Genomic DNA, 14,829 nt, shown 5'->3' on the forward strand with positions numbered 1-14,829 from the left:
GATTGCCCCCGCATTTGTGTTCCAATTGACTCCATCATCGGTCGCACCACCCACCCTCGCGATCGATCAATTGGAAATGGCCCATGCGGACTCAATTCGAGGCGTCGACGCCGGACCAGCATAACAAGGCGGAACACAAGCGTCAGGCGCACTTCCAGCGATGGTTCGCCACCTTCGCCAGCCTCGCCCATTCGCGGCTTCCGCTGCCCGAGTATCTGCAGAAAGTCACCGACACCCTGCGTGAAGTCGCCGGCGTCGGGTCCGCCGTGGTCGAATGGATCGAGGGCGAGGAACTCGTCTATCGCGCGGCGAGCGGCGCGGCGGCGGTGCACATCGGCGTTCGGCTGCCTACATCCGGCAGTCTGTCCGGCCTGTGCATCACGCGCCAGCAGCCGCTCATCTGCCGCAATTCGGCGACCGACCATCGCGTGGATCGCGCCGCGTGCGAGGCCGTCGGCGCGGTGTCGATGGTCGTCGCACCCGTCATCTACGAAGGCCGCTCGGTCGCGGTGCTGAAGCTCATTTCCGGCGAAGTCGATCACTTCGGGCAATCGGATATCAGCATTCTCGATGCGTTCTGCGCGTGCATCGCCGAAACCATCGCGCGCGAGCAAATCGGGCAGGAAAATCGCGCGCTTCTGAAGGAGAACGCCAGCGTCGCCGCGCATCTGTCGGTCGAGTCGTCGCTGCGGATCGAATTCGAAAAGAAGCTCGCCGACGCCATGCGCCGCCGTCAGACCGTGCTCGACAACGCGCACGTCGCGTTCGTATCGATGGACGAAGCCGGCATGGTCGTCGACTGGAACGAGGCCGCGACGCTGCTGTTCGGCTGGAAGCAGCAGGACGTGGCGGGCCGCGAACTGGCGTCGTTCGTGGTGCCCGAGCGCCTGCGCGACGCGCATCGCGCCGGGCTCACGCGCTATCTCGCGACCGGCGAGGCGCGCATGATCAACCAGCGCGTCGAGCTGCCCGCGCTGCGCCGCGACGGCAGCGAGTTCGCGGCCGAACTGACGATCAGCGAAGTCTGGTACGAAGGCCAGCGCCAGTTCGCGTGTTTCGTGCACGACATCACCGACCGGCGCACCGCGACCGAGGCGAACGAGCGCCTGCGCCTGCTCATCGACTCGGTGAGCGACTACGCGATCTGCATGCTCGACCAGAACGGCCACGTGCGCTCGTGGAACGAAGGCGCGCACGCCATTTACGGCTTCGCGGCGCATGAAGCGATCGGCCGGCACGTCGCGCTCTTCTACACCTCCGACGAACACGGCCGCGACCGCCCCGGCGACGATCTCGCGCGCGCGGCCCAAAGTGGCCGCGTCGAGCACGAGGACTGGCACGTGCGCAAGGACGGCTCCGAGTTCTGGGCGCACGTGATCCTGAGCGCGTTGCCGAATCCGGACGGCGGCGCGCAAAGCTTCGTCAGGATCACGCGCGACATGACCGCGCGGCGGCGTCTCGAAGAACTGGAAGCGTCGAGCCGGCGCATGAACGAGTTTCTCGCGCTGCTCGGCCACGAGTTGCGCAATCCGCTCGCGCCGATCCGCAACGCGGTGAGCATCCTGAAGCTGACATCATCCGACGACGCCGACGTGATCCGCAGCCGCCAGATCGTCGATCGTCAGCTTGCGCATCTGACCAAGCTCGTCGACGATCTGCTCGACGCCGGGCGCGTAAGCTCGGGCAAGATACGTCTCGCGACCGGCATCGTCGATATCGCCGATGTCGTGCATCTGAGCGTCGAAGCGAGCCAGCCTCTGTGCGACGAGCGCGGGCAGCGCATCGACGTGCTGGACGGCGGCCAGCCGCTCTTCGTCAACGGCGATTCGACGCGGCTCGTGCAGGCGCTCAACAATCTGCTCAACAACGCGTCGAAGTTCAGCCCGCCCGATTCGACCATCACGCTCGAAGTCGGCCCGCGCGGCGGTTCCGTGCTCGTGCGCGTGAGCGATCAGGGCCGCGGCATCTCTTCCGACGCGCTCGGCATGGTGTTCGATCTGTTCGTGCAGGAGCATCCGCCGGGCGCGCATCTCGACGAAGGCGGCCTCGGCATCGGCCTCACGCTGGTGCGCGCGATCGCGGAACTGCACGGCGGACATGTCGAGGCGAAGAGCGGCGGCGCGGGACAGGGCAGCGCGTTCTCGCTGTGGCTGCCGCTCGCCGAAGCGCCCGCGCGCGGCGCACCGGCGGATGCGGCGCCGTCCGCCGCCGCGACGCGTGCGCTCGACGTGCTCGTCGTCGACGACAACCGCGATTCCGCCGACAGCATGACGCTGCTCGTCGACATGCTCGGCCATCGCGCGCGCGCCGTCTACGATGGCGCGGGCGCGCTCGATTCATTCGAGGCGTCGCGGCCGCAGGTCGTGCTGCTGGATCTGTCGATGCCCGGCATGACCGGCTTCGACGTGATCCGCCGCATGCGCGACGATCGGAAGCGCGTGATCGTCGCGGCGATGACCGGCCTCGGCTCCGACGAAGACATGGCCCGCACGCGCGCCGCCGGCTTCGACGCACATCTCGTCAAACCGGTCGATCTTCCGGAACTGGAGCGCGTGCTGGCGCTGGCGGGGCGCGTCTGACGGATTCGGGCGCGCCGGGCACCGCACGCACGCTGGCGGGCGTTCTGCTCAGCCGATACGGCACCTTCAAGACCGGCCAGAACGCGCCGTTCGCATCGCGCGCGGCGGAGAGCACGTCCGCGAGGAAGTCGCGGTCTTCGAGCAGTTCGTCCACGCGCATCACCGCGACCGCGCCCGCGATGCTCGCTGCCGCCGCGGCTTTAGGCAACGTGATGCAGCGTGCGCGCTCGGCGTCGGACACCTCGCCTTCGATCCACACATGACCGTCGAGACAGGCGAGCGCCTCGCCGCGCGGCGCGTCCTGGCCCGCCGCGAACAGCGCGCACCACGCGGCCACGTCCTGCATCGAAATCTCGATGAACGTGCCTTCGGTCGCGGGCGATGCAAGGCGCGCGACGATCGCGAACAGCGCCGCCTGGCCGCCGAGAATGTCCGCGCCCGATGCGCCGATCTTGACCGGTGCGCCGTCGCTTCTGGTGAGGTCCATGAGGCCGCCCATCGCCTGAATGACGGTATCGAACGCGGGCCGCGACGGATACGCCGACGCGATGCCGAAACCCGATATCGAGCAATAGACGAGACGCGGATTGATCGCGCCCAGCGTCTCGCGCGTGAAGCCGAGTTTCGCTAGCGCGCCGGGGCGCAGGTTTTCGACGAGCACGTCGGCGTCTTTCAGCAGCGCGCGCAGATGGGCGCGATCGGCTTCGTGCTTGAGATCGAGCTCGATCGTCTGCTTGTCGGTGTTGTTGAGCGCGAAGAAATAGCTCGTGCCGCCCTGCCCCGGCTGCCACGAACGCGCGACTTCACCGTCGGGCGGCTCGATCTTCACGACTTGCGCCCCGAGCGCGGCGAGGTGCTTGCCGACGAGCGGCGCGGTCGTGTACTGGCCTATTTCGATCACCTTCACGCCCGCGAGCGGCGCGGCGTGGTCGTCGATTTTGCGCGTTTGCGGCTTCACGACGTCACGCGCTTCGCTCAACGCGAACGTTTCGAATATCGAAACCTGCCGATACGTGTGCGCGCCGATGCCGTTCGATTCGATCGCGCGCGCTGCCTGCGCGTGGCGCATACGGAAATTCGGCTCGCCGTGCAACTCCGCGATGCCGACGATCGGTCCCGCCGCCACGCCGATGCGCTCGCACAGGCGCGTGCAATCGTCGGTGGCGAGGGTCGTCGTCCAGGTTTCGATGAGCGCGTCGAGTTCATCGACATGACGCACGCGAGCGGCGAGCGTCGCGAAACGCGCGTCGTCCAGTTGCGGCACGCGCGCTTCCTGCCTGAGCTTGCGCCATTGTTCCTCGGTGCTCGTGCAGATGAGAATCCAGCCGTCGCGCGTGCGGTACGCGTTCCACGGCGCGCACGCCGGATGGCGGTTGCCCACGCGCGCGGCCGTGCGTCGCGCGAAAGCGGCGGGCAGGAAGGTCGTGAGCGCGCTGGCCGCGCAGCCCATCAGCGTCACGTCGATGTTCTGCACGATGCCGCGCTGGCGCTTGACGCGCACCGCCGACGCGATCGCCGACGCCGCATAGAGCGCCGCCGATATCTCCGCGAACGCAATGCCGATGCGCACCGGCGCGCCGTTCGAAAAGCCTGTGGTGTCCATGAGGCCGCTCATCGCCTGGATTTGCGCATCGGTCCAGGGCGTGCCCGAGCGCGAGTCCTGCGCGCCGGTCGCGGTGATGTCGCACACGATATGCGCGCCCGATGCCTTCCACTGCGCGATGTCCATATCGGACGATACGACGATGACTTCGTAATCCGCGCCGTCTGTCGCGGCGGAATCGACTCTGGCGCCCGCCCGTTCGAGCAGCGTCGCGCACAGCTTCACCGCGTCGCGCGCGCCGCAGGCCAATACTCGCAAACCTTCCAGCATTTTCGTCTCCTTCCTTCGTATCTACACGGCTGGCGCGCCCGCGCCCGCGTTGCTACCATCGTCCGATGCGAACCCTTCCGTCACTCAACGCGCTGCGCGCCTTCGAAGTCTGCGGGCGTCTGCTCAGCATCCAGCTCGCCGCCGATGAGCTGAACGTCACGCCCGCCGCCGTCAGCCGCCAGATCAAGCTGCTGGAAGACCAGCTCGGCATGCTGCTTTTCGAACGCGGACATCGGGCGATCACATTGACGCCGATGGGCTCGCGCTATCTCGCCGATGTGATCCGCAGCTTCGACACCTTGCGCACCGCGACCGTCAATCTCACCGAAGCCCGCAAGCGCCGCACGCTGAAGATTCGCGCGTACACCACGTTTTCGATGAACTGGCTGCTGCCGCGTCTCTCGACGTTTCATCGTGACCATCCGGATATCGAAGTGAGTTTGACCACATCGCTGCAACCGGTCGACTTCAACACCGAAGACGTCGATGCGGCGATTCGTCTGTCGCATGCGCCTTCCTCCGATCTCGGCTTCGACCGGCTCGTGCCGAATGAGCTTGTGCCGGTATGCAGTCCCGAGTTTCTGCGTGCGCATCCGGATCTCGGCGATGCGACGCCCGAGGCGTTGCGCGACGTACCGCTGTTGCATTCGCTCGCGCGCCGCGAGGACTGGGCGAAGTGGCTCGATGCGGCCGGCGTTCAGGGCGTGAATCCGCTCGGCGGGCTGAGCTACGAGAGCTCGATCCTCGCGTATTTCGCGGCGACGCAAGGGCATGGCATCGCGATGGCGCAACGGGTGCTCGTCGCGGATCAGTTGAGCGCAGGCACGCTCGTCATGCCGTTTTCCTTCGTGCTCGATCTTGGGGCGTTCACGTATTACCTGATCTATCCGCCTGAGCATCTTTCGAGTGCGGAGTTCGTAGCGTTTCGAACGTGGTTGCTTTCCACCGGCGAAGCTTCGGGGTGATGCGGTATGCATTTGGGTTCTCCTGCAGGTCCTTCGCTAGTGCTTTCGTGGAAGCCTGATTTCGTGTCGGTCTATTAGTGTTGCCCCTCCCCGGGGCGGGGGTCACTTTCTTTGCTGCTGCAAAGAAAGTAACCAAAGAAAGCAGCTTTCCCCATCCAAAGTACTTCATGCCGGCCCCGGCACAGGCGAAAGGCTAGGGCACAGCAGTAGCGAGTGCCCTCAAAGGCCACACCGGGCTTGGACCGCGCACGGTCTGCCATATCGCGCCACGTGCGTAGCCGGTTCAGCACGAAATGGCTCCGGCCCGCTGCGCGGCCGATGGGTCCATCGGGTTTGCATGTGCTTCTGCGCTTCTCTTTTCTCGTCGGTTTCCCTTGCATACCCAATGGCAGCGCGTAGCGCTGTGCCGAAGCTATTTCGCGCTGAACCAGCGCGCTAGAAGCTCTAGCTAGTCAGACCGTGTGCGGTCCAAGCCCGATGGGGCCTATGAGGGCACTCGCTACAAGCGCCACGATCGACGAGAAGAACACCCATATTGCGTGTGACCGCGGGCGTCTCGAGCTGCTTTCTTTGGTTACTTTCTTTGCAGCAGCAAAGAAAGTGACTGCCGCCCCGCACAGGGGCAACACTAATAGACCGACGCGAATTCAGGATTCCATAGAAGAAGCCAAAAAATCTAACGCCCGCAATACCGCGGAATGCGCTTCTCCGCAAACGCCTTACGCCCCTCCACCCGATCCTCCGATTCCCGCATCGCCCCCCAAGCCAGCTCGGTAAATTCGAGCGCCTGCGCAAGCGGCACGTTCGCACTCGTCTCGATGACTTTCTTGATCATCTGCACCGCGAGCGGCCCGTTCGCCGCGATCGCCCGCGCGAGTTTCATCGCCTCGTCCATCAACGCTTCGGGCTCCGCGAGATCGGATATCAAACCAACGCGATGCGCATACTCCGCATCGATCTTGCACCCCGTGAGCAGCATCTTCATCGCGATGGCGGAAGGCACCGCGCGCTGCAACGCCTGAATGCCGCACACAGCGGGAATGCTCGCGACAATCGCTTCCGGCAAGCCAAACACCGCGCTCTTCGACGCGATGCGCAGATCGCATTGCAACGCGAGTTCGAGGCCGCCGCCCAGGCAATAACCATTGACCGCAGCAATCATCGGCTTGAAGATGCGCAACGAACTCAGCTCCATCAAACGCACGTAAATGCCTTCGGCGCCCGCGCGATCGAGAGACTTCACGAACGACGACCCGAACGATGTCGAGGGCGGCAACGTGCGCTTCAAATCCGCGCCGACGCAAAACGACTTCGCGCCCGCGCCGGTGATGACGATCACGCGAACATCGTCGTCATCGCGTGCTTCGGAAAGACGCGAACGCAGTTCGACGAGCGTATCGATATCGAGCGCGTTGAGCGCTTCGGGCCGATCGAGTGTCACGACGGCGATGTGATCGGTCACGCTGTAGCGAATGGTCATGATCTTCTCCGCGACTCAGACGCTCGGCGACGCAAGCGAGCGCCCGCCGCACACATAAAGCGTCTGCCCGGTGATGTACGACGCCTCCCGCCGCGCGAAAAAGCGCACCGCCTCCGCGATATCCTCCGGCGTACCGATGCGCTGCACCGGCACCGACTTCTTCAGCTTCTCCTGCAACTCGGGATCGAAGGCCTGAAAAAGCGGCGTATCGACGATGCCCGGCGCGACCGCGTTCACCGTCACGCCGTCCTTCGCCCATTCGAGCGCGAGACTGCGCGTGAGACTCACCACGCCGCCCTTCGCCGCCGAATAGTTCGCCTGCCCCACGCCGCCGAGCCACGCGCGCGACGAGATGTTCACGATGCGCCCGTGCTTCGCCGCGCTCATATGCGCAAGCACCGCGCGGCAGCACAGAAACTGCGACTTGAGATTCACGTCGATGACAGCGTCCCAGTCGTCATCGCTCATGCGCGTGATGCGCTTGTCGCGCACGATGCCCGCGTTGTTCACGAGCACGTCGATACGTCCGTAGCGTTCGATCACCGCCTCGACCGCGCGATTCACCGATTCGCTTTTGGTCACATCGACGGCGAGCGCGATCACGTCCGCGCCGGATGCTGCGAGTCTCGTCGCGGCTTCGTCGAGCGCCGCGCGATCGAGATCGAAGAGCGTGATGCTTTTGCCATCGCGTGCAAGCGCCTGTGCAATGCCGAATCCAATGCCCTTCGCGCCGCCCGTGACGATCGCGACTTCCGTTGATGAAGCATTCATTGCTGTCTCCTTGAACGAATGCCCCGATGCTAGGCCGCCTCGTCACGTCTGCTCAAACGACATTTTTTGCGGCATCGATTGAGTTTTTGTGCGCGCGGTTTCGATTGATCAGAAGTCAATCGAGAACGCAGAAAAAGTCGTTTGAGCGCGCGAAAAGCCAAACCTACGATGCGTCCATCACGAACACACACGGAGACGACATCATGGACACCACGCTTCCCAACGTCGCGGAACCCGCCGCGACGCCACTCAGCCGCACGCAGAAAAAAGCCATCGTCGCGGCGACGCTCGGCACCATCGTCGAGTTCACGGACTGGATCATCTATGCGACGTTCGCGTCGCTGTTCTCGCGGCAGTTCTTCCCGGCGAACAACGCCAGCATCGCGCTGCTCGCGACCTTCGCGGTGTTCGCGGTCGGCTTCGTGATGCGGCCCATCGGCGGCGCGCTGCTCGGCGCCTATGCCGACCGTCACGGCCGCAAGAACGGCCTCGCGCTGTCCGTCGCGCTGATGGCGGGCAGCTCGCTCGTGATCGCGGCGTGTCCGGCGTATGCGTCGATCGGCGTCGCGGCGCCGCTCGTGCTCGTGGCCGCGCGGCTCGTGCAGGGGTTCGCGGCGGGCGGCGAGTTCGGCTCGGCATCGACGTTCCTGATGGAATCGGCGTCGCCCTCGCGGCGCGGCTTCGCGGGATCGTGGCAGCACTTCGCGGTGAACGCGGGCGTGCTCGTGGCGGCATCGATCGGCGCGCTGCTCACATCGATGATCGATGCGCCCGCGATGGCCGCATGGGGCTGGCGCGTCGCTTTCACGATCGCTGGCCTGATGGGCTTCGTCGCGCTCTGGTTTCGCCTGGCCGTCGCCGAAACCGATGCCTTCAAACGTAGCGCGTCGGCGCGTCGGCACACGCGGCATCCGTTCGTCACGATCGTGCGTGAGCATCGCCGCGCGGCGCTGCGTGTGATCGGCATCGCGATGGCGGGCAATCTCTGCATCTATCTCTGGCTCGTGATGTTCCCGACGCTCGCCCACATGCGCGGCCTGCCGTTGCGCGATGCGTTCAGCGCGAGCGTGGTGTCCATCGTCGTGTCGCTCGTGGCGATTCCGCTGCTCGGCATGCTGTCGGACCGCATCGGCCGCAAGCCGGTGCTGATCGCGTTCGCCGCTGGCTCCGCGCTTTTCGCGTATCCCGCGCTGCACTTTCTCAACAACGATTACTGGAGCGCGACGGTCATCGTCACCATCGGCATGCTGCTGTCGTCCGGGTTCGCCGCGACCTGCGCGACGGTCATGGCCGAGCAGTTCCCCGCGCATGTGCGGGCGACGGGCGTCGCGCTGCCCTACGCGATTTCGGCTGCGCTCTTCGGCGGCACGCTGCCGACCATCGTCACCGCGATGAACAGCGCCGGTCTCTCGCAATACCTCTGGATCTACGTGGCCGCCGTGTGCGCGGCGAGCTGCATCGTCTATGCACGCATGCCGGAAACGCGCGGCAAGACGCTCGACTGAGACTTTCTTCTTTTACATGCAATGGAGACAATCATGCGCAAGGTAGTGATCGGCGGCGTCGGCATGACGCCCTTCGGCAAGTTTCTCGAACGCAATCTGAAGTCGCTCGCGGAGGAAGCAGTGTCGCTCGCGTTGAAGGACGCGCACGTCACCGTGAACGACGTCGACCGCGTGTTTTTCGGCAATGCGGCGGCGGGCGTCGTCACCGGACAGGAGATGATTCGCGCGCAGTCGTCGCTGCGTAACACCGGCCTCGACGGCAAACCCATGTTCAACGTCGAGAACGCCTGCGCGTCCGGCAGTTCGGCGTTGAATCTCGCGTGGCTCGCGGTGGCGTCGGGTCAGGCGGAGACGGCGCTGGTCGTCGGCGTGGAAAAGCTGTCGCATGAGGACAAGGCCGTATCGTTCGGCGCGTTCGCCAAGGCCGTCGATCTCGAAGAGCCGCTGCCCGAAGGCGTGACGACGGGAACCGGCTCGCTCTTCATGGATCTGTACGCGGCGAAGGCGCGCAAGTGGATGGAAAAGACCGGCGCCGAGGCGAGCGATTTCGCGCGCGTCGTCGTGAAGAGCCGGCATGCGGGATCGCTCAATCCGCACGCGCAGTTCCGCAAGGAAACGAGTGTCGAGGAAGTGCTGACGAGCCGCATGGTCAGCGAGCCGCTGACGCTTTTCATGTGCTCGTCGATCGGCGATGGCGGCGCGGCCGTGTTCATCTGCTCCGAGGCATTCGCGGCGAAGCGCGACATTCGCCCGGTGTATATCCGCGCGAGTTCGATCGTGTCGGCGAAAGCGGATGGCTCGGGCGAACTCGTCGCGGTGCGCGCGGCGCGTGCAGCGTACGAGGAAGCGGGCATCGGACCGGAGGACGTGCATGTCGTCGAATTGCACGATGCTTCCGCGCCCGCCGAGCTGATTCACTACGAAAACCTCGGCCTGTGCGCGCCCGGCGATGCGCCCAAGCTGATCCGTTCGGGCGATACGGACATCGGCGGGCGCATCAGCGTGAATCCGAGCGGCGGCTTGCTGTCGCGCGGGCATCCGGTCGGCGCGACGGGCGTCGCGCAGATCGTCGAGCTGACGCAGCAGTTGCGCGGCAAGGCGGGCGCACGGCAGCGGCCCGGCGCGAAAGTCGCGCTCGCGGAAAACAACGGCGGTCAGCTCGCGGGCGATTCGGCCGTCGCGCTGGTCACGATTCTTTCGACGTAAGCTCGGCGCATTCCACCGTCACATTCCCCCGCTCCTCGAAGCGCGCGAGTACCGGCGCTTCGGCCATCGCATCGGTGACGAGCGTCCAGTTGCGCTCCAGCGGGGTCCAGTGCTGCTGGTTCGCGCGCTCCAGCTTGTTCGACGTGACCAGCACGAACAGGCCCGCCGCCTGCCCCGCGATGCACTCCTTCAGAAACGCCTGCTCCGCCGTGGCCTCGCACAGCCCGCGCCCCGCGACGACGCCGTCCGCGCCGAGAAACGCCTTGTCGAAGGTGACGCGCGTGAGCGCCACCTGCGCGAGGGGCCCGAGCGTGCTCATGCTCGACGGCCGCACGTCGCCGCCGATCAGCGTCACGCGCACGTCCGCCGCCGCGAGCACACTCACCGCGAGCAGATTGTTCGTCACGACGTGAACCTCCGAGCGCCCGGCGAGGCAGCGCGCGAGCGCGGCGTTCGTCGTGCCGCCGTCGAGGAAGATCGTGTCGCCGTCGTGCACGTGCCGCGCGGCGGCGCGCGCGATCGCTTCCTTCTGCTCGCGAAAGCTCTCGCGCCGCGTATCGAGCGATTCCTCCGGCTCGTGCATGCCCACCGATGCCGCGCCGCCGTACGTGCGCACGATGCGCCGCTCGTCGGCAAGCGCGCGCAGGTCGCGCCGCACCGTGGCTTCCGACATGCCGAAGTGGTCGCATAGCGCGGCGACATCGTTCATGCCGGACAGCACGGCCTTGAGCATGGCTTCGCGGCGTTTCTCGACTTTCATCCTTTTTCCTTTCTGGCGCGGACGCTCAGTGTAGCGAACCGGCCGGGTCCGTCGGATGCTCGCGCTGTCTTTGAACGCAATCGCGGACAATTTGATCGCTTCGATCATTCGAACAGGCAAAATGATCGACATCGATCAGAGTAAACACGCATACCGAGCGATTTGCGCAAATCGAATCGGAAGACTACACTCCAGTTTGATCGATTCAATCAAATAATGACCGAATCGGACAGAAACCACTCTGGAGACTCGCATGGCTCAGATTCACATCAAGCGCGCCGTCGAGCGCGTCCCCGGCGGGATGATGATCGTCCCGCTGCTGATCGGCTCGCTGATCGCCACATTCATGCCCGGCATGCCGAAATTCTTCGGCTCGTTCACCAACGCACTCTTCACCGGCGCGCTGCCGATTCTGGCGGTGTTCTACGTGTGCATGGGCGCGAGCATCGACGTGAAGGCGACGCCGTATCTCATCAGAAAAGGCGGCGCACTGTTCGTGACCAAGGTCGGCACGGCGATCATCGCGGGCGTCTTGCTCGGGCATTTTCTCGGCGAACAGCCGATCTCCTCGGGACTGTTCGCCGGCATTTCGACGCTCGCCGTCGTCGCCGCGATGAACGACACCAACGGCGGCCTGTACATGGCGCTGATGGGCCAGTACGGGCGCTCGGAAGACGTGGGCGCGTACACGATCATGTCGCTCGAATCCGGCCCGTTCCTGACGATGGTCACGCTCGGCGTCGCGGGCCTCTCCGCTTTTCCGTGGCCGACGCTCGTCGGCAGCATTCTGCCGCTCGCGGTCGGCATGCTGCTCGGCAATCTGGATCGCGAGATGCGTGACTTTCTCGGCCGCGCCGTGCCGGTGATGATTCCGTTCTTCGCGCTGGCGCTCGGCGCGAGCCTCGATCTGCACAAGGTCTGGCAAGCGGGCCTGCTCGGCATCGGGCTGGGTTTCGCGGTCGTGATCGTGACCGGCATTCCGCTCTACTTCGCGGATCGTCTGACGGGCGGCACGGGCGTGGCGGGCGCGGCGGCGGCGAACACCGCGGGCAACGCAGCGGCGGTCCCGGCGCTGATCGCGGCGGCCAATCCGGTCTACACCGAAGCGGCGAAGAGCGCGACGCTGCTGGTCGCGGCCTGCGTGGTCGTGACGGCGATCGTCTCGCCTATCCTTACAGCGTCGATCGCAAAACGGGTGAATGCACGTGACGAAGCGCGTGCGTCGTCAAAGACACGCGAGGCCACGCAATGAAGAGTCTGCTGATCGTCGCCGACGATCTGTCGGGCGCGGCCGACTGCGCGAAACGGGTGAATGCACGTGACGAAGCGCGTGCGTCGTCAAAGACACGCGAGGCCACGCAATGAAGAGTCTGCTGATCGTCGCCGACGATCTGTCGGGCGCGGCCGACTGCGCGATCGCGTTCGCGGCGGCGGGTCTCAGGACCGTCGTATCGCTCGATTCGAATGCATCGGATGCGAACGCGACGGTGATCGCCGCCGACACCGACACGCGCCGCCTCTCGCCCGCCGACGCCGCGAAGCGCACAGCGAGCGCGTGGCAGGCGTTGCGCGCGCCGGGCCGGCGTCTCTACAAGAAGATCGATTCGACCTTGCGCGGCAACTGGACCGCCGAAGTCGCGGCGCTGACGAAGCTCGCCGGGCCGGCGATCGTCACGCCGGCGTTTCCCGCGACGGGCCGCACGGTGCGCGACGGCCGCGTGATCGTGCGCGGCGTGCCGCTCGAAGACACCGAAACGTGGCAACTCGAACACGCCGGGCAGAACGCGGATTTGCGCGCGATGCTCGACATGGTCGGCCTGCGCGTCGCGCATGTCTCGCTCGATGCATTGCGCGCCGCGCCGCAGGATATCGCCGCGATGGTCGCGTCGGCGGCGGCGAGCGCGCATGGCATCGACGCGATCATCGTCGATGCAGAAACCAGCGACGATCTCGCGGTGCTCGCGCGTGTCACGGCATCCGTCGACGAACAGTTTTTCTGGGTCGGCTCGGGCGGACTCGCGCGCGAACTGGCCGCCTTGCCCGATCTCTTCGACGCGAGCGCCGCCGCACGCGCGACGCGTCCGGTCGAACCGGCGCAAGGCTCGATCCTCGCGCTGGTCGGCAGCCTTTCCGCGATCTCCGAGCGTCAATGCGCGCTGCTGCGCGCCGAAACGGGCATCGGCGAAATGATCGTGCCGCCCGCCGTATTGCGCGACGGCGCGCGTCATCCGCACTGGCAGGCGTGGCATGAACGCATCGGCGCGAGCGTGCGCGGCAAGGACGACGCGATCGTGCGCATCGGCCGCGACGAAGCCTTCGATCCCGCCGAAGGCGCGCGGCTGTCGAACGCGCTCGCGGCGCTCGTCGCGCCGCACTTCGACAGACTCGGCGGACTCATCGCGACGGGCGGCGAAACCGCGCGCGCGATGCTCGCCGCGGCGAACGTCGGCAGTCTCGAACTCGTGCGCGAAATCGAAGCGGGCGTCGCGCTCGGCCGGCCATCGAACGGTAATGGCCCTTCGATCGTCACCAAGGCAGGCGCGTTCGGCAGCGAACACGCGCTGCTCGGCGCTTACCTGCATCTGCGCGGCGCGGAATTTCCCCGCGCGCGCCAGGACATGAACATCACAGGCGAAACATCATGAGCAACACTCTTCCCGTAATCGGTATCACGATGGGCGACGCGAGCGGCGTAGGCCCCGAAGTCGTCGTCAAGAGCCTCGCGCACGATGCGGTCTACCAGCAGTGCCGCCCGCTCGTGATCGGCGACGCGCGCCGTCTCGAGCGCGCGAACGAACTCGTCGGCGGCAAGGCGCGCGTGCGCCCCGTCAAGGATGCGAGCGAGGCGCGCTATGAGCCGGGCGTGATCGACTGCATCGACCTCGGCCTGATTCCCGACGATCTGCCCTTCGGCGAGCTTTCCGCCATCGCGGGCGACGCGGCGTACCGCTACATCGCCCGCGCGGTCGAACTCGCGCAGGCCGGTCAGATCGATGCGATCTGCACCGCGCCGCTCAACAAGGAAGCGCTGCACGCGGGCGGCCACAAGTTTCCCGGCCACACCGAAATGCTCGCGCATCTGACGGGCGTGGACGAAGTGTCGATGATGCTCGTCGCGCCGCAATTGCGCGTGATTCACGTGACGACGCATATCGGCATCATCGACGCGATCCGCAAGATCGAGCCGGGTCTCGTGCAGCGCACGATCGAACGCGGCAACGCGACGCTCGTGAAGGCGGGTATCGCGAAGCCGCGCATCGGCGTGTGCGGGATCAATCCGCACGCGGGCGAAAACGGGTTGTTCGGCTACGGCGAGGAAGAGGAAAAGATCATCCCCGCCGTGAAGGTGTTGCAGGAACGCGGCCTCGACGTGACCGGCCCGCTGCCCGCCGATACGCTGTTTTATCGCGCGGGACGGGGCGACTTCGATCTCGTCGTCGCGATGTATCACGATCAGGGGCATGGTCCCGTGAAGGTGCTCGGCCTCGAAGCGGGCGTGAACGTGACGGTCGGGCTCGATGTGATCCGCACGTCGGTCGATCACGGCACGGCGTTCGATATCGCGGGCAAGGGCATCGCCGACGAAGGCAGCATGCTCGAAGCGCTGCGTCAGGGCGCGGAACTGGCGACGCGGCGTCATTGAGCGTGCGGCGCGATAATGGGCGCTTCACACGAAGCGCTTGCGCCGAC

11 protein-coding genes are annotated in these 14,829 nt (G+C 65.9%); 7 read left to right on the forward strand and 4 right to left on the reverse strand.

Going from position 1 to position 14,829, the window contains the following annotated elements:
• The first annotated feature begins 83 nt into the window (after positions 1-83).
• Complete coding sequence (locus tag AWB80_RS25140) at positions 84-2,579, forward strand: hybrid sensor histidine kinase/response regulator (protein ID WP_061177374.1); 2,496 nt, start codon at positions 84-86, stop codon at positions 2,577-2,579.
• On the opposite strand, the gene AWB80_RS25145 is transcribed toward AWB80_RS25140, so the two are convergent.
• Complete coding sequence (locus AWB80_RS25145) at positions 2,521-4,452, reverse strand: CaiB/BaiF CoA-transferase family protein (protein ID WP_061177375.1); 1,932 nt, start codon at positions 4,450-4,452, stop codon at positions 2,521-2,523. The genes AWB80_RS25140 and AWB80_RS25145 overlap by 59 nt on opposite strands.
• A 65-nt stretch (positions 4,453-4,517) precedes the next feature.
• Between AWB80_RS25145 and AWB80_RS25150 the strand changes: the two genes are divergently transcribed.
• On the forward strand, positions 4,518-5,417 hold the full coding sequence (locus AWB80_RS25150) for a LysR substrate-binding domain-containing protein (RefSeq protein WP_061177376.1): 900 nt from the start codon (positions 4,518-4,520) through the stop codon (positions 5,415-5,417).
• A 676-nt stretch (positions 5,418-6,093) separates the two neighbouring features.
• Here the strand turns inward: AWB80_RS25150 and AWB80_RS25155 are convergent.
• Positions 6,094-6,897 carry an enoyl-CoA hydratase/isomerase family protein gene (locus AWB80_RS25155; RefSeq protein WP_061177377.1) on the reverse strand — a complete coding sequence of 268 codons (804 nt, stop codon included), beginning with the start codon at positions 6,895-6,897 and terminating at the stop codon, positions 6,094-6,096.
• 15 nt (positions 6,898-6,912) lie between these two features.
• Complete coding sequence (locus tag AWB80_RS25160) at positions 6,913-7,668, reverse strand: SDR family NAD(P)-dependent oxidoreductase (RefSeq protein WP_061177378.1); 756 nt, start codon at positions 7,666-7,668, stop codon at positions 6,913-6,915.
• Positions 7,669-7,871: 203 nt separating this feature from the next.
• Between AWB80_RS25160 and AWB80_RS25165 the strand changes: the two genes are divergently transcribed.
• Positions 7,872-9,173: an MFS transporter gene (locus AWB80_RS25165; protein ID WP_061177447.1), complete on the forward strand. Its 1,302-nt coding sequence runs from the start codon at positions 7,872-7,874 to the stop codon at positions 9,171-9,173.
• 33 nt (positions 9,174-9,206) lie between these two features.
• The gene (locus AWB80_RS25170; protein ID WP_061177449.1) at positions 9,207-10,379 is read left to right on the forward strand and encodes a thiolase family protein; all 1,173 of its coding nucleotides are present in this window, start codon (positions 9,207-9,209) and stop codon (positions 10,377-10,379) included.
• Here AWB80_RS25170 and AWB80_RS25175 read toward each other — a convergent pair.
• Positions 10,360-11,139 carry a DeoR/GlpR family DNA-binding transcription regulator gene (locus AWB80_RS25175; RefSeq protein WP_061177448.1) on the reverse strand — a complete coding sequence of 260 codons (780 nt, stop codon included), beginning with the start codon at positions 11,137-11,139 and terminating at the stop codon, positions 10,360-10,362. The genes AWB80_RS25170 and AWB80_RS25175 overlap by 20 nt on opposite strands.
• Positions 11,140-11,392: 253 nt before the next feature.
• Here AWB80_RS25175 and AWB80_RS25180 point away from each other — a divergent pair, with 253 nt between their 5' ends.
• The 3 genes from AWB80_RS25180 to pdxA all read left to right on the forward strand — a co-directional run bounded on the left by AWB80_RS25180 (position 11,393) and on the right by pdxA (position 14,782).
• A complete protein-coding gene (locus tag AWB80_RS25180; protein ID WP_061177379.1) occupies positions 11,393-12,391 on the forward strand; it encodes a 2-keto-3-deoxygluconate permease in 999 nt (332 codons plus the stop codon).
• 109 nt (positions 12,392-12,500) lie between these two features.
• A complete protein-coding gene (locus tag AWB80_RS25185) occupies positions 12,501-13,784 on the forward strand; it encodes a four-carbon acid sugar kinase family protein (protein ID WP_061177380.1) in 1,284 nt (427 codons plus the stop codon).
• Positions 13,781-14,782 carry a 4-hydroxythreonine-4-phosphate dehydrogenase PdxA gene (gene pdxA, locus AWB80_RS25190; protein ID WP_061177381.1) on the forward strand — a complete coding sequence of 334 codons (1,002 nt, stop codon included), beginning with the start codon at positions 13,781-13,783 and terminating at the stop codon, positions 14,780-14,782. The genes AWB80_RS25185 and pdxA overlap by 4 nt, the downstream gene beginning before the upstream one ends.
• The last annotated feature ends 47 nt before the right edge of the window (positions 14,783-14,829 follow it).

The sequence above is a fragment of the Caballeronia pedi genome (assembly GCF_001544915.2).
GTDB classification, from domain to species: Bacteria; Pseudomonadota; Gammaproteobacteria; order Burkholderiales; family Burkholderiaceae; genus Caballeronia; species Caballeronia pedi.